The organism is Paenibacillus stellifer, assembly GCF_000758685.1.
GTDB lineage: Bacteria > Bacillota > Bacilli > Paenibacillales > Paenibacillaceae > Paenibacillus_AQ > Paenibacillus_AQ stellifer.
In genome coordinates this window covers 1875418-1899853 of the sequence record NZ_CP009286.1, presented here as the reverse complement: position 1 = coordinate 1899853, position 24436 = coordinate 1875418, and the positions used below count along the sequence as shown (strand labels likewise).

22 protein-coding genes and 1 pseudogene are annotated in these 24436 nt (G+C 56.1%); 2 read left to right on the top strand and 21 right to left on the bottom strand.

All coding sequences use genetic code 11. The features are described from left to right. Positions 1-70 precede the first annotated feature (70 nt). The 12 genes and pseudogenes from ptsP to PSTEL_RS08415 all read right to left on the bottom strand — a co-directional run bounded on the left by ptsP (position 71) and on the right by PSTEL_RS08415 (position 11945). The gene (gene ptsP, locus PSTEL_RS08470; protein ID WP_038694646.1) at positions 71-1783 is read right to left on the bottom strand and encodes a phosphoenolpyruvate--protein phosphotransferase; all 1713 of its coding nucleotides are present in this window, start codon (positions 1781-1783) and stop codon (positions 71-73) included. After that, positions 1776-2051 carry an HPr family phosphocarrier protein gene (locus PSTEL_RS08465; protein WP_038700417.1) on the bottom strand — a complete coding sequence of 92 codons (276 nt, stop codon included), beginning with the start codon at positions 2049-2051 and terminating at the stop codon, positions 1776-1778. The genes ptsP and PSTEL_RS08465 overlap by 8 nt, the downstream gene beginning before the upstream one ends. 89 nt (positions 2052-2140) lie before the next feature. Further along, entirely contained in the window at positions 2141-4210 is a 2070-nt protein-coding gene (gene ptsG, locus PSTEL_RS08460) for a glucose-specific PTS transporter subunit IIBC (RefSeq protein WP_038694645.1), read from the bottom strand. Between the two features lie 280 nt (positions 4211-4490). Further along, positions 4491-5366 carry a glucose PTS transporter transcription antiterminator GlcT gene (glcT, locus tag PSTEL_RS08455; protein WP_038694644.1) on the bottom strand — a complete coding sequence of 292 codons (876 nt, stop codon included), beginning with the start codon at positions 5364-5366 and terminating at the stop codon, positions 4491-4493. Positions 5367-5489: 123 nt separating this feature from the next. After that, positions 5490-6680: an aminotransferase-like domain-containing protein gene (locus PSTEL_RS08450; protein WP_052098287.1), complete on the bottom strand. Its 1191-nt coding sequence runs from the start codon at positions 6678-6680 to the stop codon at positions 5490-5492. 12 nt (positions 6681-6692) lie between these two features. Then, positions 6693-6968, bottom strand: a pseudogene (gene ssuB, locus PSTEL_RS08445) (aliphatic sulfonate ABC transporter ATP-binding protein); the annotation flags it as partial. Then, positions 6947-7234: an ABC transporter permease gene (locus PSTEL_RS08440; RefSeq protein ID WP_038694643.1), complete on the bottom strand. Its 288-nt coding sequence runs from the start codon at positions 7232-7234 to the stop codon at positions 6947-6949. The pseudogene ssuB and the gene PSTEL_RS08440, both read right to left, overlap by 22 nt. A gap of 26 nt (positions 7235-7260) precedes the next feature. Beyond that, positions 7261-8361 (bottom strand): ABC transporter substrate-binding protein, encoded by a 1101-nt coding sequence (locus PSTEL_RS08435; RefSeq protein WP_038694642.1) that lies wholly within the window; start codon positions 8359-8361, stop codon positions 7261-7263. 93 nt (positions 8362-8454) lie between these two features. Then, a complete protein-coding gene (locus tag PSTEL_RS08430) occupies positions 8455-9531 on the bottom strand; it encodes an iron-containing alcohol dehydrogenase family protein (protein ID WP_052098285.1) in 1077 nt (358 codons plus the stop codon). 16 nt (positions 9532-9547) lie between these two features. Next, positions 9548-10507 (bottom strand): glutathione S-transferase family protein, encoded by a 960-nt coding sequence (locus tag PSTEL_RS08425; protein ID WP_038694641.1) that lies wholly within the window; start codon positions 10505-10507, stop codon positions 9548-9550. Positions 10508-10547: 40 nt separating this feature from the next. After that, a complete protein-coding gene (locus PSTEL_RS08420) occupies positions 10548-10970 on the bottom strand; it encodes a GNAT family N-acetyltransferase (protein WP_038694640.1) in 423 nt (140 codons plus the stop codon). Positions 10971-10988: 18 nt separating this feature from the next. Then, positions 10989-11945 carry a glutathione S-transferase family protein gene (locus PSTEL_RS08415; RefSeq protein ID WP_038694639.1) on the bottom strand — a complete coding sequence of 319 codons (957 nt, stop codon included), beginning with the start codon at positions 11943-11945 and terminating at the stop codon, positions 10989-10991. 212 nt (positions 11946-12157) lie between these two features. Here PSTEL_RS08415 and PSTEL_RS08410 point away from each other — a divergent pair, with 212 nt between their 5' ends. Further along, positions 12158-12985, top strand: a complete 828-nt coding sequence (locus PSTEL_RS08410; RefSeq protein ID WP_038694638.1) for an AraC family transcriptional regulator — start codon at positions 12158-12160, stop codon at positions 12983-12985. A gap of 166 nt (positions 12986-13151) precedes the next feature. On the opposite strand, the gene PSTEL_RS08405 is transcribed toward PSTEL_RS08410, so the two are convergent. The 5 genes from PSTEL_RS08405 to galE all read right to left on the bottom strand — a co-directional run bounded on the left by PSTEL_RS08405 (position 13152) and on the right by galE (position 19383). Continuing rightward, positions 13152-14702, bottom strand: a complete 1551-nt coding sequence (locus tag PSTEL_RS08405; RefSeq protein WP_038694637.1) for a flotillin lipid rafts scaffold protein FloT — start codon at positions 14700-14702, stop codon at positions 13152-13154. Then, positions 14702-15238, bottom strand: a complete 537-nt coding sequence (locus PSTEL_RS08400; protein ID WP_038694636.1) for an NfeD family membrane protein — start codon at positions 15236-15238, stop codon at positions 14702-14704. Before PSTEL_RS08400 ends, PSTEL_RS08405 begins: the two co-directional genes overlap by 1 nt. A 156-nt stretch (positions 15239-15394) precedes the next feature. Continuing rightward, entirely contained in the window at positions 15395-16558 is a 1164-nt protein-coding gene (locus PSTEL_RS08395) for an iron-containing alcohol dehydrogenase (protein WP_038694635.1), read from the bottom strand. A gap of 202 nt (positions 16559-16760) precedes the next feature. After that, positions 16761-18344, bottom strand: coding sequence for a UDP-glucose--hexose-1-phosphate uridylyltransferase (locus PSTEL_RS08390; protein ID WP_038694634.1), 1584 nt, complete (start codon positions 18342-18344; stop codon positions 16761-16763). A gap of 49 nt (positions 18345-18393) precedes the next feature. Continuing rightward, positions 18394-19383: a UDP-glucose 4-epimerase GalE gene (gene galE / locus PSTEL_RS08385; RefSeq protein WP_038694633.1), complete on the bottom strand. Its 990-nt coding sequence runs from the start codon at positions 19381-19383 to the stop codon at positions 18394-18396. A 403-nt stretch (positions 19384-19786) separates the two neighbouring features. Between galE and PSTEL_RS08380 the strand changes: the two genes are divergently transcribed. Further along, complete coding sequence (locus PSTEL_RS08380) at positions 19787-20653, top strand: AraC family transcriptional regulator (protein WP_038694632.1); 867 nt, start codon at positions 19787-19789, stop codon at positions 20651-20653. Here PSTEL_RS08380 and mgrA read toward each other — a convergent pair. The 4 genes from mgrA to PSTEL_RS08360 form a co-directional block, all read right to left on the bottom strand. Next, positions 20646-21665 carry an L-glyceraldehyde 3-phosphate reductase gene (gene mgrA, locus PSTEL_RS08375; protein ID WP_038694630.1) on the bottom strand — a complete coding sequence of 340 codons (1020 nt, stop codon included), beginning with the start codon at positions 21663-21665 and terminating at the stop codon, positions 20646-20648. The two genes, PSTEL_RS08380 and mgrA, sit on opposite strands and share 8 nt — an antisense overlap. Before the next feature lie 102 nt (positions 21666-21767). Further along, entirely contained in the window at positions 21768-22508 is a 741-nt protein-coding gene (locus tag PSTEL_RS08370) for an NAD-dependent protein deacylase (RefSeq protein ID WP_084064862.1), read from the bottom strand. A gap of 41 nt (positions 22509-22549) precedes the next feature. Continuing rightward, entirely contained in the window at positions 22550-23317 is a 768-nt protein-coding gene (locus PSTEL_RS08365; protein WP_038694629.1) for an HAD family hydrolase, read from the bottom strand. An 82-nt stretch (positions 23318-23399) separates the two neighbouring features. Then, complete coding sequence (locus PSTEL_RS08360; protein WP_245625111.1) at positions 23400-24113, bottom strand: alpha/beta hydrolase; 714 nt, start codon at positions 24111-24113, stop codon at positions 23400-23402. Positions 24114-24436 lie beyond the last annotated feature (323 nt).

Sequence of the window (24436 nt, the reverse complement as noted above, 5' to 3'; positions counted from 1 at the left end):
ACCAGCCTCATAAGTATAGCGGAAAAGTGATAGATTGCAAAAAAGGATTACAACCTCGCCAGACCGGGAATCAGTTGCCGATCGAGCGAACCAGAGCGACAACCTCTTCCGCCGTACCCATCTCCAGAGCCTTGGATGCCAGCGTCTTCATGTCCTCGGCGGACAGCTTCGAAATCTGGCTCCGTGCCGGAAGAATGGAGGTCGCGCTCATGCTGAACTCGTCAAGTCCGAGACCCAGCAGCAGCGGAATGGCGGTGGAGTCGCCGGCCATCTCGCCGCACATTCCCGTCCACTTGCCCTGGGCGTGGGCCGCGTCGATGACATTCTTGATCAGGCGCAGAATGGCCGGATTGTAAGGCTGATACAGATAGGACACCCGCTCGTTCATGCGGTCGGCTGCCATTGTATATTGGATAAGATCGTTAGTACCGATGCTGAAGAAGTCGACTTCCTTGGCGAACTGGTCCGCCAGAACGGCCGTGGACGGAATTTCGACCATGATGCCGAGCTGGATGCTGTCCGACACTTCCTGTCCTTCCGCCTGAAGCTTGGCCTTCTCTTCAAGCAGCAGATCGCGGGCAGCGCGGAATTCCGTCAGCGTTGCGATCATCGGGAACATGATGCGGAGATTTCCGTACACGCTCGCTCTTAGCAGAGCGCGCAGCTGTGTGCGGAAGATATCCTGGCGGTCGAGACAGAGGCGAACGGCACGGAATCCGAGGAACGGGTTCATTTCCTTCGGAAGATCCAGATACGGCAGTTCCTTGTCGCCGCCGATGTCCAGTGTGCGGACAACAACCGGCTTGCCGTTCATGTTCTCCAGAACGGTCTTATAAGCGTTGAACTGTACATCTTCAGACGGCAGCTTGTCGCGTCCCATGTACAGGAACTCGGTGCGGTACAGGCCTACACCTTCGCCGCCGTTCTCAACCACACCTGTCACATCATTGGGTGTGCCGATATTCGCCGCAAGCTCCACATGCTTGCCATCGGCCGAAACCGACGGCTCATCGCGAAGCTTCTTCCATTCTGCAATCTGCAGATTGTACGCTTCCTGCTTCGCTGTATATTCAACAACCTCGGCTTCGCTCGGGTTAATCAGCACATCGCCGCTCAGTCCGTCGACGATGACCAGATCGCCCGCCTTCACCTGGGACAGCACGTTCTTCGTTCCGACGACAGCCGGAATTTCCAGCGAACGGGCCATGATGGCGGAATGCGAAGTGCGGCCCCCGATGTTGGTCGTGAAGCCTTTGACATAACGGCGGTTCAACTGCGCCGTATCCGAAGGCGTAAGGTCCTCGGCGATAACGACGACCTCCTCGCTGATCTCGGCAGGGCTCACATAGTGAATGCCCAGCAGATGATTCAGCACGCGCTTCGTCACGTCGCGCATATCGGCAGCGCGTTCCTGAAGATACGCGCTCTTCATATTTTCGAACATGGATACGAACTGGGCGGACACCTCGTTCATGGCATAATCCGCGTTAACGACTTCTTCCCGGATTTTGTCCTTGACCGGGTTGATCAGTTCCGGATCGTCCAGAATAAGCAGGTGGGATTCGAAAATCTCCGCCTTCTTCTCGCCAAGCTCAGCCAAGGTGCGCTCCTTGATACGCTGCAGCTCCGCTCTGGATTTATCCAGCGCATCGTCCAGTTTGGCAACTTCAGCCTGAACATCCGCTACCGTATTCTTGGAGATCGTATAATCGGGATGTTCCAGGATAAAGGCGCGCGCCACTGCAATCCCTGCCGAAGCCGCGATTCCTGAAATTTTACTCATTCAACTCTCCCAGCCCTTCTTTAACCAAAACTTCCTCAAGTGCGCTGAGCGCTTCGGCTTCTTCGGCGCCCTCCGTGATCAATGTCAGGCTTTCTCCGGCTTCAAGACCCAAAGAAAGAACACCAAGAATGGACTTTAAAGTAACCTTTTTGCCTTTGGCTTCCGCAAAAGCTTCAGTTCCCTTGAATTTGGTAGCTGTATTAACCAGGGCAGTTGCAGGGCGTGCGTGAATACCGTCTTCGTCCGTAATTCTGAATGTTTTTTGCATAATAATCCCACTCGCTTTCTGTAGTTTGCTAGAAAAGGAAAACAGCTTGCGCTTCCCCATTATAAAGGAAGCGCCGCTGGTTTTCACTTTTACTGAATCGTGATGATGTCTTTGTCTCCAATGGTTGTCTTGCCCGGCTTCTTCAGCGTTACCGAAGAGCCTTCAGGCAGGTTGGAGAAAATAACCGGAGAGATGATCGAAGGCGCATGGGCCTTGACATACTCGAGATCCACTTCCATGATCGGCTGTCCGGCAGCCACCAGATCGCCCTCTTCTACGAGCACCGTGAAGCCTTGACCTTTCAGCTTGACGGTATTGACGCCGATATGGACGAGCACTTCCTTGCCGCCGTCGGACATGATGCCGACCGCATGCTTGCTCGGGAATACGTTGAAGACTTTACCGTATACCGGGGAAGCGATTTTACCGTCTCTGGACAGGAACGCAAAGCCGTCGCCTGTCATCTTCTGCGAGAACACGGCATCCGGGACCTGCGTGATATCCAGCAGTTCGCCGTTGACCGGCGATACGATATCCTCAGGAATGATCGCCTGGCCTTCTTCGCCCGCCTGCTTCTCGGCCTCGGGCTGAGGAGCAGCCGCAATCGGAGCCGCCGGCGTTCTGCCGGCCATGACGTCCTGAATCTGCGACTTGATCGTATCGGAACGGGTGCCGAAAATCGCCTGTACGTTATTACCCACCTCCAGCACGCCGGAAGCGCCCAGTTTCTTCAGACGGTTCTTGTCGACGTTAGCCTTATCCTTGACCTCAACACGAAGCCGGGTAATGCAGGCGTCCAGATGAACAATGTTCGGCTGTCCGCCCAGAGCGGACAAGATGTTGCGCGGCAGATCGTCTCCGGCAGTCGATACTGCTGCTGCCGAACTCTCGGTTCCGTCCGCATCATCGTCTGCCACATCTTCGCGGCCCGGAGTCTTCAGGTTGAACTTGCGGATGACGAAGCGGAACCCGAAGTAGTAGATGACCGCAAGGATCAGACCGACCGGAATGACGAGCCACCAGGCTGTGCGGTTCGGAATAATGCCGAACAGCACGTAGTCGATGAAGCCGCCGGAGAAGGTCATGCCGATCTTGACGCCGAGAATATGCATCGTCATGAAGGACAATCCCGCGAATACGGCGTGAACCGCGAACAGCAGCGGAGCCACGAACAGGAACGAGAACTCGAGCGGTTCGGTAATCCCTGTCAGGAATGAAGTCAAGGCCGCGGATACCATCAGGGAGCCGACAACCTTCTTGTTCTCCGGTCTGGCTTCATGGTAGATCGCCAGAGCTGCGGCCGGAAGGCCGAACATCATGAACGGATATTTACCGGTTGTAAAGGTACCCGCCGTGAACGGAACGCCGTCGCGGAGCTGGGCCATGAATATGCTCTGGTCGCCGCGGACCAGCTGTCCCGCCTTGTTGACATAGCTTCCGAACTCGTACCAGAATGGCGAGTAGAAGATATGATGCAGGCCGAACGGAATGAGCGAGCGTTCGATCAATCCGAATATAAATGCCGCGAGCGTCCGGTTCGTATCGATCATGTTCTGCGACAGATAGTTAAGACCATGCTGGATCGGAGGCCAGATAATGGTCAGCGCCAGACCGAGAATCAGCGACGTAACGGCTGTCATGATCGGAACGAAACGCTTGCCTGCGAAGAATCCGAGATAAGACGGAAGCTCGATCTTGAAGAATCGCTTGTACATGGCCGAGGCCAGAATACCGACTAGAATACCGCCGAATACGCCGGTCTGCAAGGTTGGAATCCCTAGCACGCTGGCATAGGCGAAGTCACCTTTGCTCAGCACATAGCTGTTGATGCCGAGCGCGGTTCCCATCGTCACGTTCATGACAAGGAAGCCGATAATGGCCGCGAGGCCTGCAACGCCTTCACCGCCGGCCAGACCGATCGCAACCCCTACCGCGAAGAGCAGAGACAGGTTGCTGAATACGATTTGACCTGAGTTCATGAGCACATTGGCAATAGCCTGAACCGTGTGGTTCTCCAGAGCGGGAACGTACTGCAGGAAGTCTGGATTCACGAGCATGTTGCCAATTCCGAGCAGCAAGCCGGCTGCCGGAAGAATGGCGACTGGAAGCATCAGTGCTTTACCGACACGCTGTAAAACGCCGAAAAGCTTTTTGAACATTCAAGTTCACTTCCTTATCCTAATTTAAAGTCGTGTATGGTACAAGCAAAACAGATAGCAAAAAAGGCATGAGTAGTCACAGTAATCAGTTGTCCTAACCCTAGAGTTAGATTACCCCGAGTTGGGGAAAAACAACCAAAATACTGTAAATCACTCATGCCTGATCGAATCAGTAACACGTAGGTATTCTGTTTTGCTGGTATTAACAGTGGTAATTGTAGCACCGATTATTTCGACTTGCAAGATGTAGTCTAAATATTGACAAAACTCACATAGATCGTCAGCTTCCGGTCCGGTTGTTCATATCCGCTTCATCGTCTTTTTTCTGGGCGAGACGCTGAAGATGTACGGTCAGATAACCTACTTCGGCGGAATAGACAGACAGGTGCATACGCTGCTCGATAACCTTGGTCAGCTTCCAAGCAAGCGAATACATTTCAGGGTACTCCCTTTTCATCAACCCGTCGAGCGACGAAGTCTCCTGCACAGTTTCGCCTCTACGCAATCTCTCCAGCACGAACCGAAGATGAGTAACGAGCCTGGAGTAATCGAGCGAGTCCCGGGGAATGCGGTAATTCAGGTTGTTCTCCACCAGATTAACCATATCGCTGATCAGCATGGAATGCTTCTGGACTTCCGATATGTGCCGGTTGCTCAGCGCGCTGTGGATATGAAGGGCCACGAAACCGATCTCATCAAGCGGGAGATCAACTCCCATCTTCTCGTTGATCCGGTGCACGGAATATTCCGCCATCGCATACTCATCCGGATAAATCTCCCTCGTTTCGTACAGAAAGGGATTATGAAAGGGAACATTCTGTTCATAGCGCCGGATCGCAAATGCAATATGATCCGTCAGAGCAATATGAATGTGCTCATTCAACGGCTTGCGGCTATTCTGCATAATGTACAGCACGATCTCATGAATGGTCTCGATCAGCTTCTCGTCGACCTGGGGAATCAACTGTTTGTACTGCTCCTGCTCCTGCTGGTTGCGGAGAATGAACATCTTCTCGACCGCAGACAAATCAATCTTGTCCCGGACTTTGCGGTTGAATCCGATACCCTTGCCGATAACGACAACTTCGTCGTACTGAGGATGATCGGCGATTATGACATTGTTGTTGAGCACTTTAGCCACACTTATGCTGCCCACTTGCACACCTCTTTTACTTCCGGATACCTTAAAAATGTTGCGGCAGCAGCCAAAAGGGAGCGGCAACGTCTAAATTATACTTGCGCCGCTCCACAACATCAAGGAATCTCTTCGGAAGAAAAGTTATCTCCGGCTATCGAAATAAGCCGCCGCCAGCCTCCTCACGCCTTCCTCGATCTCTCGCTCCCCGCAATAACTGAAGCACAGCCGGATAAAAGGATAGCTGCCATCCGCCGCAAAGAAGCCGCGGCCCGGGACGGTCTGAACCCCTCTCTCCGCGGCAAGTTCGGCAAGCCGGAGAGTATCCGTCTCTTCTTGAAACGCCAGCCAGAGGAAGAAGCCGCCTTCCGGCAGCTGAAAACGCACTTCGTCTCCGAAGGTTGAGCCAAGCGCCTCCGCCAGCGCATCGCGACGAGCTTCGTAACAAGCTGTAAGCCGGGTGATCTGGGCGTCATAATCATAGTTCTGCAGCAGATGGCCCAGAATTTCCTGAGTGAACGGACTTGTAGCGCTGTTCAGCGTCAGGCAGCGCATGCGGTCAGCAACCTCCCGGGGAGCAATGACGCAGCCGAAGCGCAAACCCGGACCCAATGTCTTGGAGAAGGTGCCGAGATATATCGTCCGGTCAGGCGCGTATGAGGCAATAGCAGGCAAATCCTCACCCTCAAAGCGAAGCTCGCCGTAAGCATCGTCCTCCAGGATGTAGAAATTGTAAATCCGGGCCAGCTTGGCGAGCCGTTCGCGGCGCGCGCGCGGCAGCGTCGTTCCGGTCGGATTCTGGAAATTCGGCATGACATAGATGAATTTGGGCAGCGCGCCCTCGCCGGCGGCGGCCCTCTTTAGCTCATCCTCCACCTTATCCACGTCAACTCCGTTCACATCCATCGGCAGGCCGACGATCTCGGCACCCGCGTAACAGAACATGTTAATCGCGTTAAAATAGGTCGCCGCCTCAGTCCACACCGTATCGCCGGGATTGATCAATACGCGGGCCGTCAGTTCGATGCCCTGATTCGCCCCATATACGGCCAAATAGTGCTCATCATTCGCTTGAATACCGAATTTCCGCAGACGTCTGAGCTGCCAATTCCTGATGATGTCCAGCCCTTGTCCTCCGGTATAGTGCAGCGCTTGCGCCCGGTCGCGTACCAGCGATTCGAGCGCTGCCTGGTTCAGTGCTTCAACAGGCAGAAGCTCCGTCGCCGGGAAGCCGTATGACAGATTGACACTGTCTTGTCTGCCTGCTGCGCCCCGCCCAACGGGCTGCACGATAACGTTCCGGTTAAAATCGTATTCCTGCTTCGTTATGGTCACAATCCTTCTCCTTTAAATGGAATATTGAACAGGTTTGACGCTCGTATGCTCATCATCCAGGGTGCCCATCACACGTTTGAGGATCAGATTCTCGTAATGGGCGAATCCGGCATCCCTAATGCGCGGACGGGCAAGCTGAATCCGTTCGTCCAGCGTAATCCGGCCGTCTTCAATCAGCAGCACGCGGTTGGCCAAAGCGACGGCTTCACTGACATCATGCGTGACCAGCAGCACGGTGAACCGCTGCTCCTCCCATAATCGTTCGATCAGCTTCTGCATATCGAGCCGCCGTTAAACAGCCCGAGCGCGAAATCGATGAACCCGCCAATCAGAAAGCCGGTTACCGCTCTTTGAGCACTGATGCCAACGTTTCGCGCCAGCTCGCCGTCCTTCAGCAAATCAACAAAGGTGCGGGCCACCTGAAGCGGCTGAGGCAAAATGTTGCCTGCCATGATTCCCGTCGTTGTGGTAATGTGCCAGAACACTATTATCAACGCCGGCAGCAGCCACGGCACCACCGATCGAAGGGCTGATTTTCTCTGTCTGTCGCTCATGATCCCCTCCTTCTCCTTCAACCCGGTTACTTCTTCTCCAGGATGCCGGCGATGTCTTTGTCAAACGCATGGCTCCAGGCAGCCGAAACATCGATCTTGCCGGGCAATTGTCCAAGCGACGTGAAGGTATCGGCGATATCCTGCTGCGATGCGATGGCCTCGTCCGAGATCGCCTGCAGGGCAAGCGGACGCTGTTCATCCCCTTTGGTCAAGGTATCCAGAACATCTTCCTTCTTCTGATTGGTCTTCTCCGCCGTAATTTCGGCCCACTGCTCCCGGTTGGCGCGGGTCCACTCATAATACTTGGTCAGCCGCTCCAGAAAATCAGTCACAGCCGCATGCTTGGCCGGATCATCGATCGCGTTATTGTTGACGGCCACCGGAAAGTTGCCGGATAAAATATCTTTGGCGCTTGCCAGCGTGGTTGCTCCGTTCTGATGTGCGGCGGTGATCGAATTGCTGTAGCTGGCGAGAGCGTCAACCTTGCCGCCGACCAATGCTGTCAGCCCTTCGGCCGTCGTCAGCTTGACCGGCTCGATGTCTTTCCAGGTCAGACCGGCAGCCTCCAGCATTTTGACAAGAAAGTACTGGGAAGTCGTGTTCTGAACGTAAGCCACCTTCTTGCCCTTAAGCTCCGCTACGGATTTGATCGGCGAATCCTTCGGGATGACCAGCTCCTGCAAAAGCGTATTCCAGCGCTGTACGCCGACAATCTTGAAATTCCCCTGGTTCGCGGCCTGGGAGGCGAAAATGGGCGGAATTTCGCTCGTAATAGCGAAGTCCAGCTGGTTGGCGGCGATCGCCTCCAGTTCAAGGTTGCCGCCCTGGAAGAAGCTGAACTCCAGTTTGTAAGGCGTATCAAGCAAGCCCGCTGCCTTGAAGCCCTCTTCCCATTCGGACCAGCCGACCTGTCCTACCCGCAGCGTTACGCCGCTGAGATCAACGGATGGCTCGGTAGAGGCCTGAGCAGACGCTTGAGCCGCAGCGGGTTCGGCAGAATCCGTTGATGCGGGTGCTTCCGACGAGGCCGAGGAACCGGATGAATTCGATGAGCAGCCGGAAACCGCCAGCACTGCGGACAATATCAACAACAGCAAGAAAGAATGCGTGTACCTTATTTTTCTCATGAACAAGACAACCACCTTTTCTAAATATATGGATATGGACTTAATACGGGTAATAAAAAGGGAATGGCAGCCGTTCAGCAGGTGCCGGCAGGCTCAACGCTTCGCGTCCCGCCCTGTCGGCGCGCGGATGGCCTCGGCCAGACTTGCGCTGTCGGCCGGGAACGCAAAGCCTCCCTCAGGCTGAATAATAAGAGTGCCTTCCGCTATCCGGCGGATTTTGTCATCCGTCTGTCCGGTTAGGCCGAGTTCGGCCAGCGTTACAGGAAGTTCATACTTACGGAGCACGGTGATGATACTGCCGACATCATCCCGGCCTTCGAGGATGGACTGAACAATCAGGCAGAAGCCCACCTTCTCTCCATGCAGCGCGCCGTGCGCATCGGGAAGATTGGTCAGACTGTCATGAATCGCATGGGCCACGAGCGCCCGTCGTCCTGTTCCGCTCACGGTGCCCGCCAGGCCCGTCAGGACGATAATGGCGTCCGTCACCTCCTTGAACGCCTCACTGGCTCTGCCGCTTCCGGCGTCCGAATAAGCTTCGATTCCCGAACGTTCGATCGCCTCAAGCGCCAGCTTGGCCGGATGCAGACTCAGCAGAATATCCGCGCTGCCCTGTCCATCCTGCAAATTGAGGGCCACCTCATACCATTTCGCGAGCGTATCGCCGACGCCGGAAGCGAAGTAACGTCTCGGCGCTTCGGCCAGAACATCACTGTCGGCGACGACAAGCCGGGGCGATACTTTCAGAAATAGCGGACCGGCTGAGTTCCCTTCATCGTCATGCAAAATGCTCAGCGCAGACCATGCCGCGCAGGTCGCGGGTACGGTCGGGATGGCCACCACCGGCAAGCCCGTTCGGTCGCCCACCGCCTTCACGAGATCAAGCACGAGCCCGCCTCCAGCGCCGATGAGGAAATCCGGCGCGGCCTCGGCAACTTTTTCAGCATACCGATTAATATTGGCAAGAGATACTTCACCCTGATTGATCTCAACAACCGCCTGGATTCCCGCCTCCTTAAGACTGGCTTCAAGCGGCGCACCAATCCGCTTCAGGGCGGCCTTACCTCCGATGATATACGCCTTGCGGCCAAGCTCCGCAGCCAGAGTTCCTGCCTTGGTGATTGCGCCCGGCTCGTTCACATATACGGCAGGCGATTTAAACGTCAGCATGGGCCATCTTCTCCTTTCAGCGTCCTCTGCCATGAGGCGTGTTCCACAGACTCAAATCGGGTCCCTTAGGCAAAATCCGGTAAGGATTCGCCCCTTCCGATGTCAGAAGCCCGGACAGATGGTAATGCCGCTTGATCGCATCAAAATCCGTTGTGTCTCCGAAACCGGGAGTCTGGAATAAGTCTCTGGCGTATGCCCATAGATGGCGATAGTCGGCAATGCGCTTCCGGTTGGCCCGGAATGCGGTGTAATAAGCGGCGTCGAAGCGGACCAGTGTCGTATACAGCCGCACATCGGAATCGGTTAACCGATCGCCATGCAGGTAGCGGCGCGTTGACAGACGCTCCTCAAGCTCATCCAGACGCTCGAACAACACATCGTAGGCTTTCTCGTAAGCCTCCTGCGACCGGGCGAAGCCCGCTTTGTACACGCCGTTGTTAACATCATGAAAAATCCGTTCGTTCAGCTCGTCGATTTCCGCGCGCAGATCGGCTGGATACAAATCAGGTGCGCCTGTTTTATGAAAGGGGGCCCATGCCGTCTCCAACTCGTTGGTCAGCCGGAAGTAGTCGCTGTTGGCTCCCTGTCCGGTATGTACATCGACTACGATGGGCACTGTCGGCCTTCCTTTGTACTCCGGGTCTTCTGCGTCGTACACTTCCTTGATGTAGCGGATTCCCAGTACGGGATCGACGCCTCCCTCGTCAAGCGAGAATTCCCAGCCGAATTCCGTCCGAAAATGGCTCGCTGTGCCGAGGCTGATCGCTTCCTCCAGGCCCAGCAGTCTGCGAACGATCACCGCCCGATGTGCATAAGGACATGCCTTCATCCACAGGAGCCGGTAGCGTCCCGCTTCCGGCCGGTGTTCCCCGGGGCCGTAGCCGAAAGGAACGGTGAACAGATTTTTCTGGGGAACAAAGCTGCCGTCAGAACGCAACTCTTGTTCAAAGACGGGATGCTTTTTCGCAACACTCATCTCATAGCCTCCTTCGCCGTTCACTGCGACAGCTGCCGCGTTATTCGATAAATCCCATCTCGTCGACCTTGCTCTCGTCCAGATACAGCGCCATGCCGGTCTTCATCCTCCGGAAGCCAAGGTGGCGGTAGAAGCTCACTTTGTCGGGATGCGTATACAGAATCACATTGCAATGCCGGACCGCGCGCAGCAGATCATCAATAATCAGGCGGCCCAGGCCATGTCCGTGATAATCGGGATCGAGCGCGATATTGTAAATGGCAGCCTGCAGAACGCCGTCCGAGACGGCTCTGCCGAAGCCGATCAACCGGTCCCGGTCATATAGAAAAGTTGTGGCGTAGCTGTTCTCGAATGCCTCCTTGTGCACATCCGCCGCCGCGTTCGAAAGTCCAAAATGGGACATCAATTCCGCGACCCTCTCCCAGTCCGTGTTCAGACAGCCGTTACGAATCTCAATGTTCATCGAATGCCAGCCTTTCCGTCAGTTCAGCCGCTCGCGCCCGTGGTCCGACGTCCATATGGAGAGGTCCGGACCTTTGGGAAGAATGCGCAGAGGGTTGCTGGCGATGTCGCCAAGATGATAGCCTTTTTTGATCGCTTCGAAATCCGTGGTATCACCGAATCCGGGCGTCTGGTACAGGTCGCGGGCGTAGGCCCATAAATTCGGGAAGTCGATCAGCCGGTTGCGGTTCGTCCGAAAGACCGGGTAATAGGCGATGTCGAAGCGGGCCAGCGTCACATATAACCGGACATCCGAATCCGTGATGGAGCTTCCGAACAAATACCGCCGTCCTTCAAGCCGCTTCTCCAGATCATCGAGCCGGGCGAATACCGTATCATACGCTTGCTCGTAAGCCTCCTGGGACCGGGCGAATCCCGCCTTGTACACACCGTTGTTAACCTCATGGAACAGAATATCGTTCAGAGCGTCTATCACCTCCCGAAGCTCAGCCGGGTACAGATCGGGGGCGCCTTCTTTGTGAAATGCCGACCAGGCTGTCTCCAGATCATTCGTCAGTCTGAAATAATTGTTGTTGACGACCTTTCGGGTAGTTAAATCCACAACAGTCGGCACAGTTGCACGCCCTTGGTAATCGGGGTCCGTCTCCTTGTAAATCTCGGGTAAAAAGCGGATGCCCAGCACGGGATCGACGCCATCCTTATCAAGTGAGAACTCCCATCCTTGTTCCGTACGCACCGGGTTGGCCGTACCTACGCTGATTGCATCCTCAAGTCCCAGCACAGCTCTAACGATAATGGCCCTGTGTGCCCAAGGGCAGATCGGCGCCCACAGCAGCCGGTAACGGCCGGGTTCCGGCGGAAGCTCGCCGTCAGCAGTTCCGAACGGTGTGACGAACCGGTTGGTTTGGCGGACAAATGCGCCGCCGCTGCCGACCTCGCGCGTAAATTCGGAGGCGGCATTCTGTACAGTGGTCATCGGATGATCCTCCTTTTTTAATTTCATAGTAATCTGATGTGTTTTACTTTTACCAGATTCTACTTTGAGACTTGGATGAAATATAGTAAAAATCAGAACAGGACAGGAAAGACGAGAGAAAAAGGTTATTGACAGTAAAAGCGATCTAGCGATTTAATTAATATTAATCAGATGAATTATATCGGATTAAATAAAAAAGGAGGTCGTACTTTATGACTCGGGCCCCGGGGCAACGCTTCAAATACCATCCGTTTCAGCCTTCCTTCAAAAAGTCGCTGCCTACCTACACAAAATTCATTGAGTCTACACCTTCCTTGTTAAGCGAAGGCATTCAATATTTCGGGTTTCATCTGGATGCCGGGCATCTCGACAGCATGTTCATTCTGCCCGACGGCTGCCTGGATATTGTGATCTGCTGTTATCCGCATCAACCCTCGGCCAACATTTGCGGCAGCATTGTTCGGCGGAGAAAAGGGATCTTCGTCAGACCGGACTGCGATTATTTCGCGATCCGGTTTCTGCCGGGGTATGCGGAGCGGTTCCTCAAATATCCGGTCAGCGAATTTACCGAGAATGAAATTCCCCTGCAGGATGTTCTTCCGCACGCGGACAGATTGCTTGAGGCGGTCGCTGCCCAGAGCAGCTTCACCGAGCGCATCCGCGCCTTTGAAGCGTTCTACACGGAGCATTACAGCAGCAAGCTTGACACGCCGGCGCTGGTGGAATATTTGACCGAAAAAATCATCGGAGGCAAAGGAACTGTACCGATCGCCGATCTCGCTGCGGATACCGGTTACTCCACACGGTACATGCATAAAACCTTCGAACGTTACGTCGGAGTGTCGCCCAAGCTGTTCAGCAGAATCATCCGTTTTCAGCATGTGCTGAACGCCCTGGAGAAGCCTCGCGGAGCCGAGACGCTAGACGGGATTATGGAGCTGGGGTATTTTGACCAGAACCATTTCATCAAAGAATTCAAGGAGTTCAGCGCTGTGACGCCGACCAAATACTTGAAACGGTCCGGATTGCTGGTGGATTAATTATGGGAGATATGCGGAGGTGCTGCCAAACCAGTCTTGGCTATGAAAAAGCCGCCCGCAGGGTATGTGCCCCGCGTGGCGGCTTTCGTGTGCTTATAATCGGTTCGTGATAGATCGTGATTGTTCTTGATGGATCGCGTGAGAATATGATCTACTCCCGGCTTTCCTATTCCTGGCTTTCCAATTTCAAGTTTTCCGGCTGCTGGGTCTGCGGCTTCGCAGCCAGAGAAAGCTGGGCGCCAGTCGGCTCCGCCTCTTTGCTCTTGGTCTTGGTCAAGCCCTTGATGAGCTGCTCCACATCGATGCCGGAGACGCTCTTCAGCATCTCTGGAGCCGTGGCCATCAGCCCGGTCACGTAATTGCTGACACGAGCTGCGCCTTCTCCGTTGCCCGTGTCCACAACCGTCAGCTTGTCGATGGACGACAGCGGCTGGGCGATCTTGCCGGCCAGCTCGGGCAGCATCTTCACGATGATGTCCAGCACCGCGGCCTCGCCGAACTTCTGGAACGCTTCGGCCAGCTTCTCCTTGGCCTCCGCCTCGGCCAAGCCTCTCAGCCGGATTACTTCCGCTTCGGCTGTACCCTTCGCCCGCTCGGCATCCGCCACCGCCTGGCCTTCCAGGCGCTTCTGCTCCGCCGTAGCCTTCGCCTGAGCCTCAATGCTGTACTGCAGCGCATCCGCCTCGCGCATCTTCCGCACCCGGTCGGCTTCCGCCGCCTGCTCTACCGCGTAGCGGTCAGCCTCCGCCTTCTTCTTCACTTCCGCGTCGTACTGCTTCTCGCGGATTTGAATTTCCTTCTCCTGCAGGTCAATCTCCCGCATTTTACGCACAAGCTCGACCTTCATCTGCTCTTCGACAGCCGTCTGCTTGGCGCGCGCCTCCTGGATATGATACGCCTGGTCGGCTTCCGCCTTGGCCGTATCCTGATCGCGTTTGAACCCGGCGATCTTCAGCTGGTTATCGCGCGACGCTTCTGCGATATTCGTATCGCGCAGCAGCTCGGCCTTCTGCCCCTGCTCCTCGGCGTTCGCCTTCTGGATTCGCGCATCCCGCAGCGCCTCGGCTTCCGCGATCTCGGCATCCCGCTTCACCGCCGCGATCCGCGGCTTGCCGAGCGCTTCGAGGTAGCCATGCTTGTCGCGGACATCCTTGATGGTGAAGGAGACGATCTGCAGTCCCATCTTCTTCAAATCCCGGGCAGCCACTCCCTGCACCTCCTGCGCGAACCGGTCGCGGTTGCGGTACACTTCCTCCACGGTCATCGTGCCGAGGATCGCCCGCAGATGGCCTTCGAGCACCTCCTGGGCTTCGGCCTTCAGCGATTCGATCGGCTTGCCCATGAACTGCTCGGCGGCCGTCGCCACGTCCTCGACGGAGCTGCCCACCTTGATGATGGCTACGCCGTCCGCTATGACGGGTACCCCCTGCTCCGTATATACCTCCGGTGTCGTAACGTCGAGCTTGTGGGAGAGCAGCGACATGAATTCGGCTTTCTGAAAGACAGGAAGAATGAATGCGCCTCCACCGCGGACGATTTTTATTTTTCGCCCGGAACCGTCGTCCGAGATATGGCTCGATCCGAGAAAAGACCCGGTGACGATCATCGCTTCATCGGGACCGACGGTTTTGTACCGAGCCCAGAACGCAATCCCGAGCACAATCAGGACGGCGATGACCACAGCGGGAATCAGCAGATAGTCGGGTAGTCCGTACATTACAAATCCTCTCCTCTTCGTTCATCTAGTGCGGATACAAGGGCAACACCGTCTTTCACTTCCACGATGACCACCTTGGCCCCCGTAGGAAGTGGATGCCGGTCAAAGCTGGCCGCGGTATGAAGGGTATTCGATGCGCCGAACTTGACCATAACCTCCCCGTAGCCAAATGCCGGAACCGGGACGGTAATTTCGCCGATCCGGCCGGGAAGCTCCTGCATGGAGAAGCCTGTCGACATTTCGCTGCGCTCCATCGGCTTCACCACGCCTATGTACACGGCGCCGCTGAGCAGGACGGCAACCATTAGGGAGAGCACGAGGACAGGCGCTCCGGCGAGTCCCGTATACCGGGTCAGCAAAATTCCCGCTCCGCCGAACACCGTGACGCCGGCCGCCAGAACGGTCGGACTGATCACGTCCACAGACAGAAAGTCAAGCATTCCTCCCAGCGCATGCCCGATCCAGTCGCCCGCAAGCAGCGTCACGATAGCGAACAAAATACCAAGCGAAAGGCAGCTTAAGTAAAGAGTCTCCATAATCTTCTCCTTCCGGCCAGATTAATCCTTACCTAATATAACGTATATGCAGGCTATTTGGTTTCAAAAATCTGGATTTATTGCCGGATTGCATACAAAGAGGAGCGCAGCCTGCCGCCGCGCCCCTCCTACAATTCACACTTGTTCTGCCGCCGATTACAGCGACATCTTGTAAATTTCCACAGTGTCCTCGCGATCCAGCTTGCGGAAATTACCGAATGGACCGAAGCGGACCGCCTTCTCCGCCATTTCGTCAATCCGGCTGTCGTCGATGTCATAATCGGCAAGCCGGCTCGGCGCCCCGATGGAGTTCCAGAATTTCCGCAGCGCATCAATGCCTTCCTGTCCGGCTTCGCTTGCGCTCTTGCCGGAAGGGTCCACACCGAACACACGGACTGCAAGCTGCTTGAACCGCTCCGGATTAGTCTCCAGGTTATATTTCATCCACTGCGGGAACAGGATGGCCAAGCCGCCGCCATGCGGAATATCGTATACGGCCGATACGGCGTGCTCGATATTATGCGTTGCCCAGTCACCCGCGAAGCCCATGCTTACCATGCCGTTCAGCGCCATAGTTCCGCAGTACAGAATCGTCTCCCGCAGCTCGTAATTCTCCAGATCGTCAACCAGCTTCGAGCCGGCTTCCATCATGGTGATCAGGAGCGATTCACAGAAGCGGTCCTGAACCGGCGTATTGACATCGTTGTGGAAATAATGCTCCAGCACATGGGTCATCATGTCCACGACGCCGTACACCGTCTGGTCGCGCGGCACCGAGAACGTATGCTCCGGATCGAGGATGGAGAAGACCGGATAAGAATGCGGGCTGCCCCAGCCCATCTTCTCCTCAGTCTGCTCATTCGTGATCACCGAGCCGTTGTTCATCTCGGAGCCTGTAGCCGCCATTGTCAGAATCGTGCCGAGCGGCAGCGCATCCTGGGGAGCCGCCTTGCGCTCCACGAAATCCCACATATCGCCATCATACTTCGCGCCGACGGCGATGGCCTTGCCGCAGTCGAGCACGCTGCCGCCGCCTACTGCCAGAATCAGATCTATGTCCTCGCTCCGGCAGAGATCGACCCCTTTATGTACGGTAGACAGGCGGGGGTTCGGCTCAACACCTGGCAGCTCGGTGATGTTCGCGCCGACGCCTTTCAGAATGGTAACCACTTTATCATACAGACCGTTTCGCTTGATGCTGCCGCCGCCGTACAGAAGAAGCACATTCTTTCCGTAGCGGGGAACCTCCGTCTTCAGCGCTTCAAGTGTGCCTTTGCCGAAGATCAGCTTGGTCGGGTTGTAAAATTGAAAATTGTGCATAGATTGTACCTCCTCCTAACCGTATTGTTCCGGGATTGTCCCGGATGACGCGAAATCTATTATAATCTACCCATTTTGCACATTCAAATTTGCCCTTCGGGTAAAAAAAACACCGGCAGCCTCTCCTTCCGGAGAAACCGCCGGCTTCGAGCTGCCGATCTGTAAGTGAAGTCTGCTGGTCAGATCAGCTGCTTTGCCATATTTATTGAACCGTGCCGAAGCTCTTGAGGAACGCGCGGAAAGCCGCACGGCCTTCCGGTGTAACCTTGTAGACTCCCGCATGCTCCAGAATTTGGGCAAACTTAAGGCCAACTTCGTTGCGCAGGATGCCAATCGCCTCTTCACGGTCAAGCGAGGTGCCGAAGCGTTCCACCAGCTGCTCAATCCAGTGAGCGTGCTGTGCAAGGCGGTGATCCGCCGAAGCACGGACTGCTTGAAGCTCTTCTGCGTCGCCCGCCAGAATGCCGGCAATGTCGTCGAGCTCGTCCTTTAGACGTCCCGGCAGGATGGCAAGGCCCATAACCTCGATGAGGCCGATGTTCTCTTTCTTGATATGGTGCATTTCACGGTGAGGATGGAAGATGCCTTCCGGATGCTTATCGTTCGTACGGTTGTTGCGGAGCACCAGATCCGCCTCGTAGCCGCCGCTTGCGCTCCGGCGGACGATTGGCGTAACCGTGTTATGCGGCACGCGCTCGCCATTCTCTTCGCTGAAGGCCAAAATGTCGGCGGAGGGATCGCTGTAGCCCTTCCAGGCTTCGTACAGGTCGTTCGCGCATTCCAGCAGCACGGCCTGATCTTCACCCTGAAGCCGCACGACGGACATAGGCCAGTTCACCATTCCCAGGGATACACCCGGATAGGACGGATGGGTGAACGACTCCTCGATCGGCGCCTTCTGAAGCGCGAAGGTATGGCGGCCGCCCTGAAAATGGTCATGCGTCAGAATCGATCCGCCGACAATCGGCAGATCGGCATTCGAGCCGATGAAATAGTGCGGGAAATCGCCTACAAAAGCCAGAAGCCGCTTTAAGGTATCCTTGGTCAGTTTCATCGGCACATGATCATGATGGAACACGATGCAGTGCTCGTTGTAGTACACATAAGGCGAGTACTGGAAGAACCACCTCTCCTTGTTCAGCGTGAGCGGAATCGCCCGCAGGTTCTGGCGGGCCGGGTGGTTCAGACGTCCGGCATAGCCGATGTTCTCCCGGCAGAGCAGGCATTTCGGATAGACCGGAGGCGGAAGCAGCCGGGCCATCGCGATCTCCTTCGAATTCTTCTCCGGCTTGGACAGGTTGATCGTCATCTCCAGATTGCCATAAGGCGAGGGCTGCAGCCAGTAGACATTCTTGGAGATGCGGTCCATCCGGATATAGTTGGAATCGATGCTGAGCTGGTAGAAGCGGTCCGTCGCGGCGGCAATGCCTTCATTCTCTGCCAGCTGAACGAACTCCCGGTTGATCTCCGAGGGGCGGGCCATGAGCTGGCCCATGATTTTGGCGTCCAGGAGATCCCGGTACGTATCGGTATTCTCCGGGATCAGCCCGATTTCGAAGCCATAATCGATAAGGGCATCCAGCGGAGCCTGAGGTCCCTCAAGCTCCGTCAGATCCGGTTCACCGTCATAAGGCTCGCTGAAGCCGAACTGCTCCAGCAGCCGGTTGCGGCCGTAGTCGGTGTCTGCCGGCTCGATAAGCCGCCGGCGGGAAGCGAAGAGCACGAGCTGATCGATCGCAAGAAGGGCGCGCTCGGCTCCTTCTGTTCTGTTCCGTTCGTTAGTCATTGCGTTGTTCTCCTTCGGTATGGAAGGCTCCGCCAGAGAGCCGTCAAATTCACGCTTCGCCGTAACCCTGCGGATGGGAGGAATGCCAGCTCCAGGCGCTCTGGATAATGTCCTTCAGATCGGCACGGGCCGGATTCCAGCCCAGAACCGAGCGGGCTTTCTCCGAGGAGGCTACGAGCACGGCGGGATCGCCGGCACGGCGTTCCTGAATAACGACCGGGATATCGAGTCCGGTGACTTCCTTCGCCGTCTCGATTACCTCTTTGACGGAGAAGCCTGTGCCGTTGCCCAGGTTGAAGAAGTTGCTGCTGTTGCCGCCGCGCAGATAGTTCACGGCCCGCACATGCGCGTCCGCCAGATCGCTCACATGGATGTAATCCCGGATGCAGGTGCCGTCTTCCGTCGGATAGTCTTCGCCGAAGACGGCGATGCTCTCGCGCTGCTTCAGTGCAGTCTGGAGCACGAGCGGAATCAGATGGCTTTCGGGACGGTGGTCTTCGCCGATCTTGCCGCTTGCATGGGCGCCTGCGGCGTTGAAATACCGAAGCGCCACATATTTGATGCCCAGCACCTTATCGAACCAGGACATCATCCGTTCCATCGTCAGCTTCGTCTCCCCGTATACATTGGAAGGCTGAGTGCGGTCCGTTTCTTCAATCGGCACCTTCTCCGGTTCCCCGTAAGTGGCCGCTGTCGACGAGAAGACGATCTTGTTCACGCCCGCCTTCTGCATGCCTTCGAGCAGACATTGAGTGCCATACACATTGTTGTCATAGTATTTGACCGGGTCCTTCATGCTCTCTCCAACCAGCGAGCTGGCCGCGAAATGAATGACCGCGTCGATGTCGTTCTCGGCGAACAGCTTGGCTAGCAGCTCTTTGTCGCGGAGATCGCCTACGTACAGCCTGCCTCCCAGAAGGGATTCGCGGTGACCGGTCACCAGATTGTCCAGCACCACCACATCTTCGCCTCGTTCAAGCAGTTCCGCTACCGTATGGGAGCCGATATAACCCGCTCCGCCTGTTACCAAAATAGCCATCTACCTTCCACTCCTTCCGATTCTTGCGCCCCCTTAAGAGGGCGTATTGTATTGGGGTGACACTTATGTCTGTTCTGCGCAGAGATGCATTACAGGCAGGCGGCACATGGAAAAATCAGACAAGGATAAGCTATTCGTTTCTCCCCGAGGAAGGATGTTCTCTACCTCAGGGCGAATTCCAAGAGCGGTTGCCCAGTGTTGGAACAAGGCTGCTCTGTATGAATAAAAGCCGCTTTCCGTCTTGCTCCATCCCGCCTCTTGCGCAGTAACCTTGCTGCCGCTTACGCTTTGCTGTACGGTTATAGTATAATAAAAGGTGTCATTGCCTGTAATGCAATCATGTGTGTAATGCATGGATAAATGTGACTTCACCAGAAATCAATCCGAGAAAGGAACTTTGCGGATGGAACACTCCTACTCTGTGGCTTCCAACCCCGTCTACTATGAAGAACAGAATCTTCATGTCCTGTTCGCGGGAGAGAGCCAGACGCTGCCGAGGCATCAGTTGGGACCGAAAATATACGATTACTTCCTGCTCCACTGCATTGAGCAGGGAACAGGCTCCTTCCGTACGGAGTACCGTACGTACGAGCTCGGCCCCGGCGATTGCTTCCTGATCCATCCCGGCCAGTTGGTGAGCTATGTCTCCGATCCGGACAGTCCCTGGAAATACCGCTGGACGGCCTTCTCCGGAACGGAAGCCGGAAGGCTTGTTCATGAAGCCGGCTTCTCCCCCGAGCAGCCAGTGGCATCCTGCGGCGAGGGAAGCGTGATTCCCGGCTCCCTTGCCGGCATTATGAAAGCCTTCCACAGCGGACAGGAGAGCGGGCATCTGACTTCGCTGGGCTACTTGTATCTCATGCTTGGAGAAGCGGCCGGTATGCTGAAGGCCCATTCGCGTCTGCCCGGCAGAGACTCCCAGGTCAAGCGGACAGTCAAGCAGATGATTCATTATATGTCATCGCAGTACGCGCATCCGGTGTCCATCGAGCTGATGTGTTCAAGCCTCGGCTACAACCGGGCTTATCTGTCGCGGGTATTCAAGGAAGAAACGGGGCTGTCGCCCGTTACGTATCTGCTCAAGCTGAGGATCGACAAGTCGAGGCAGCTGCTTCGCGAGCGCCCCGAGCTGTCCGTGGAGCAGGTGGCGGCGTCAGTCGGCCTGACCGACGCCCTGTATTTCTCTCGCCAGTTCAAACGGTTCTGCGGACAGTCGCCAACGGCTTACCGTGCAGTAACCGCCCGCAAGCCGGAGAGCAAGCTCATATAGAGCCGCTTGGGCCGTCATTCTCCGGGTTGAGAATGATTTCAATACGGTCCAGCTCCTCAGCGGAGAATTCAAGATTGGACAATGCAGCGACATTGTCCTCGATCTGGCTGACCCGGCTTGCCCCGATAAGCGCCGAAGTCACCCTTCCGCCGCGCAGCACCCACGCCAGCGCGAATTGCGCCAGCGTCTGGCCGCGGGCTGCGGCCATCTGATTCAGCAGCCGGACCTTGCGGATGGCTTCCGGCGTGATCTGGCTTTCACTCAGCGCAGCCCCCGGCTTCGCCGCCCGGGAGTCGCCGGGAACTCCGTTCAAATATTTGTTGGTCAGCAGACCCTGGGCGAGCGGTGTAAAAGCGATTGTTCCAACGCCAAGCCCATCCAGCATATATTGAAGGCCATTCTCGATCCAGCGGTCCAGCAGCGAATAACGGGGCTGGTGAATCAGGAGCGGTGTGCCGAGAGCCTTAAGGATGGCGGCTGCCTCCTCCGTCTGTTCCAGGCTGTAATTGGACAAGCCGGCATAGAGCGCCTTCCCCGACCGCACCGCCTGGTGCAGCGCGCCCATCGTCTCCTCCAGCGGGGTCTCGGGGTCAGGACGGTGAGAGTAGAAAATGTCGACATACTCTACGCCGAGTCTCTTCAGGCTCTGGTCCAGGCTGGAGAGCAGGTATTTGCGCGAGCCCCATTCCCCGTAAGGTCCGGGCCACATATAATAACCCGCCTTCGTGGAAATGATCATCTCATCCCGGTAGAGCGCCAAATCCTTCGCCAGCACCCGTCCGAACAATTCCTCGGCCGCGCCGGGAGGCGGGCCGTAATTGTTGGCCAGGTCAAAATGCGTAATGCCGAGATCGAACGCCCGCGTAATCATATCCCTTCCGTTGTCGTAGACGTCCGCCCCGCCGAAATTATGCCAAAGTCCAAGCGATATTGCCGGCAGCTTGAGCCCCGATTTTCCGCACCGGTTATACCTCATTGCCTCATACCGTTCATCGCTTGCCAGATAAGCCATCGTTATCGCCGCCTTTGGTGTTGGTATGTTCTTGCCGGTACCTAATCTTATACACGGTGGCGGCGAATCCGAATCGGGAATAGGGCTTGGCGGGGCGGAAATCTAGGCCAGCAGCTCGCCTACACGCTCGAACACATGCCCGATCCGGTCGGTGATGATCAGATCTGCGCGTGAGTCGTAGGCCGTCGGTTCCGCGTTGAGCATGACGGCGTGTCTGCCCCGGAAATAGGCGGTGAGGCTGGCCGCCGGCTGAACGGTAAGCGAGGTCCCGCCGATAATCAGCAGATCAGCCGACGAAAGAGCCTGTATGGAGTCTGTCAGCACCCTGCGGTCCAGCTCCTCCTCATACAGCACGACATCCGGCTTGATGACGCCGCCGCAGACCGGACAATGCGGAACCGTCTCCGCACTCTCAAGTATCGTTTCCAGACCGTAAGGCCGCGAGCATTTCATGCAGTGATTCCGGTGTACGGAACCGTGAAGCTCCAGCACGCGGGTGCTTCCGGCCTTCTGGTGCAGACCGTCGATATTCTGCGTCACTATGGCGCTTAGGCGTCCCTCATGCTCCAGCCGGGCCAGCAGCTTGTGCGCACCGTTCGGCTCCGCGCCCGGATGCAGCATCTTGCTGCGGTAGAAGTCAAAGAACACTTCGGGCTTGCTTATGAAAAAGCTGTGGCTGAGCATTTGCTCTGGGGGATACGGCGAGCTCTTCTCCGTCAGATACAAGCCCGCCGCGGAACGAAAATCGGGTATTCCGCTCTCCGTCGAGGTTCCGGCTCCTCCAAAAAAGACAATGCTCGAGCTTTCCCCGATCCAGGAAGCCAGCGTTGACAACGAATCCATCGACTGCAACATCCTTTCCATCTCAAATTTCCCATTTTAATTTACGGACGAACAGACAGCTCCCGGAAATCCTGAACGATCTGATCGGCGTCCGCCAGATGCTCCGCGCTTGCCAAGGCTCCGGTAATGCCTACGGCCAGGCGCAGGCCCGCGCCCTTTCCCAGCTGCATATCCGCATTGCTGTCTCCGATGATGACAGTCTCCTCCGGCGGTATGCCTAGCTCCCGGCAAGCCTTTTCCGCCATCTCCGGTGCAGGCTTGCCCCGTTTCACCTTATCGCGCGTGACGACGGAGCCGAAATGGGCGGTGATGCCCAGCCATTCCAGATGCTCCGCCGTTGCCGCCGACTCGTCCGAGGTTACGACGCCGAGCCGAAGAGAAGCCTTTGAGCATTCGTCAAGAAACCGTAGCAGGCCGGGCAGCGGCTTCGCCGAGCGCCGCTCCCTCAGGTTGTTCATCGCGTCCTTCGCGATGCTCATCACCCGTACGACCGCCTCGTTCCAAGGCATTCCGGCGTTATACAGCTGCCACGCGAGGATGCCGTAGGACTGCTCCATTGTCGCCATCGACAGCGGGCCCGCCGGATCATAACCGGTAATCCTCCCGTTCGCATCATGATACGTACCGAACACCTTGTCCTTCCTGGAGGTGAATCCTGACCCCGACAGAGCAAGTTCCGTCTCCAAACGGTCCAGGACATCCTGCGCCCAGGCTCCCCACATCTCCATCATATCCAGCAGTGTGCCGTCCTTATCGAACAAAATGGCTCTGCAGGGCACTGAAATTCCGTTCACGCACAGCTCCGGCATTCCTCACTCTCCTTCCGAACGTTATGTATATCCCGATTTATTCAGCAGGCAGCCACCGCTGTATGAACTGCCTCAGGTATACCTACCGAAGATTCCCCATCCAGTCCAGCATGGCCCGAACGGTCAATTCCTGCTGCCGCTCCGGAGTAATCGTCGCCTCCCCGTCGCCCTTCTGCGGGCCGTAATCTCCGAATTGGGCATGATTCCCGCCTTCAAGCGAGTAATAGACGGTATTGTCGAGAAGGTAGGATCTGCCTTCGCTGTACTTCTCCCGGTCAATGACCTGGTCCTCGGTTCCCAGCACGGACAGCGCCGACAGCGTGGTCGATTTCAGACTGCCCTTCTCGTCGGGATAGGAAGCCAGGAAGAACACGCCTGCAAGCTCGTCCGCATGTTTTGCCGCGAAGCGGGAAGCCATGACGCCTCCGAGCGAATGACCTCCGATCACAAAGGACATTCCGGGATGCACCCGGATAATATCCTCCGCCGCTTCGCTCCGGGTTACCGCCAGATTAAGCGGCATAACAGCGATGTAGACCGGATATCCGGCCAATGCCAGTCTGCGCGCAAGCGGGGCATACGATTCTGCCTTGACAAGTCCCCCCGGGTAGAAAATGATGCCCATTCCCACAGATACCTTAGGCTCGAAGGATATCCAGTTGTCGTTCACTTCAACGGTAATTCCCCCGCCTGAGAACAGAGCCTTCTGGGCCGAGCCGTTCGGTTCATAGGGTCTTAAGAACAGCCAGAGCGCCAGAGCTGCGGCAAGAACCGCAGCAATCAGTACATACAGCAATCTGTGCTTTTTGCGAAATAAGATCAAATCGTCAACTCCCGGGTTATGAGGCATGCAGCTTTCTTTTTCTTAAGGAAAATTATAGTGTAATCCCTCCATGCAAACAACCTTCAGTAAATTGCCATAATAATCCGCAAAGCCTTTCCAATTAGTGAACTGGATCACAAATGATTAAGGGCCGAAGCCGAAGGAGCATGGCGAAGACCGCGCCAAGAAGAACCCCGGCAGACCTTGATCCTGGCATGGCATTAACACCTTTTTGGCAGTAATACTTAACATTGTCCGGTAGAAAAAAAGGTGCTGGTGTGATAAACTCTACTATT

Bases quoted from the DNA above. Each gene is read 5' to 3' on its own strand.
- ptsP (WP_038694646.1), bottom strand. From the start codon at position 1,783: ATGAGTAAAATTTCAGGAATCGCGGCTTCGGCAGGGATTGCAGTGGCG.
- PSTEL_RS08465 (WP_038700417.1), bottom strand. From the start codon at position 2,051: ATGCAAAAAACATTCAGAATTACGGACGAAGACGGTATTCACGCACGC.
- ptsG (WP_038694645.1), bottom strand. From the start codon at position 4,210: ATGTTCAAAAAGCTTTTCGGCGTTTTACAGCGTGTCGGTAAAGCACTG.
- PSTEL_RS08440 (WP_038694643.1), bottom strand. From the start codon at position 7,234: ATGAGCGACAGACAGAGAAAATCAGCCCTTCGATCGGTGGTGCCGTGG.
- PSTEL_RS08435 (WP_038694642.1), bottom strand. From the start codon at position 8,361: ATGAGAAAAATAAGGTACACGCATTCTTTCTTGCTGTTGTTGATATTG.
- PSTEL_RS08430 (WP_052098285.1), bottom strand. From the start codon at position 9,531: ATGCTGACGTTTAAATCGCCTGCCGTATATGTGAACGAGCCGGGCGCA.
- PSTEL_RS08425 (WP_038694641.1), bottom strand. From the start codon at position 10,507: ATGAGTGTTGCGAAAAAGCATCCCGTCTTTGAACAAGAGTTGCGTTCT.
- PSTEL_RS08420 (WP_038694640.1), bottom strand. From the start codon at position 10,970: ATGAACATTGAGATTCGTAACGGCTGTCTGAACACGGACTGGGAGAGG.
- PSTEL_RS08415 (WP_038694639.1), bottom strand. From the start codon at position 11,945: ATGACCACTGTACAGAATGCCGCCTCCGAATTTACGCGCGAGGTCGGC.
- PSTEL_RS08410 (WP_038694638.1), top strand. From the start codon at position 12,158: ATGACTCGGGCCCCGGGGCAACGCTTCAAATACCATCCGTTTCAGCCT.
- PSTEL_RS08405 (WP_038694637.1), bottom strand. From the start codon at position 14,702: ATGTACGGACTACCCGACTATCTGCTGATTCCCGCTGTGGTCATCGCC.
- PSTEL_RS08400 (WP_038694636.1), bottom strand. From the start codon at position 15,238: ATGGAGACTCTTTACTTAAGCTGCCTTTCGCTTGGTATTTTGTTCGCT.
- PSTEL_RS08395 (WP_038694635.1), bottom strand. From the start codon at position 16,558: ATGCACAATTTTCAATTTTACAACCCGACCAAGCTGATCTTCGGCAAA.
- PSTEL_RS08390 (WP_038694634.1), bottom strand. From the start codon at position 18,344: ATGACTAACGAACGGAACAGAACAGAAGGAGCCGAGCGCGCCCTTCTT.
- galE (WP_038694633.1), bottom strand. From the start codon at position 19,383: ATGGCTATTTTGGTAACAGGCGGAGCGGGTTATATCGGCTCCCATACG.
- PSTEL_RS08380 (WP_038694632.1), top strand. From the start codon at position 19,787: ATGGAACACTCCTACTCTGTGGCTTCCAACCCCGTCTACTATGAAGAA.
- mgrA (WP_038694630.1), bottom strand. From the start codon at position 21,665: ATGGCTTATCTGGCAAGCGATGAACGGTATGAGGCAATGAGGTATAAC.
- PSTEL_RS08370 (WP_084064862.1), bottom strand. From the start codon at position 22,508: ATGGATTCGTTGTCAACGCTGGCTTCCTGGATCGGGGAAAGCTCGAGC.
- PSTEL_RS08365 (WP_038694629.1), bottom strand. From the start codon at position 23,317: ATGCCGGAGCTGTGCGTGAACGGAATTTCAGTGCCCTGCAGAGCCATT.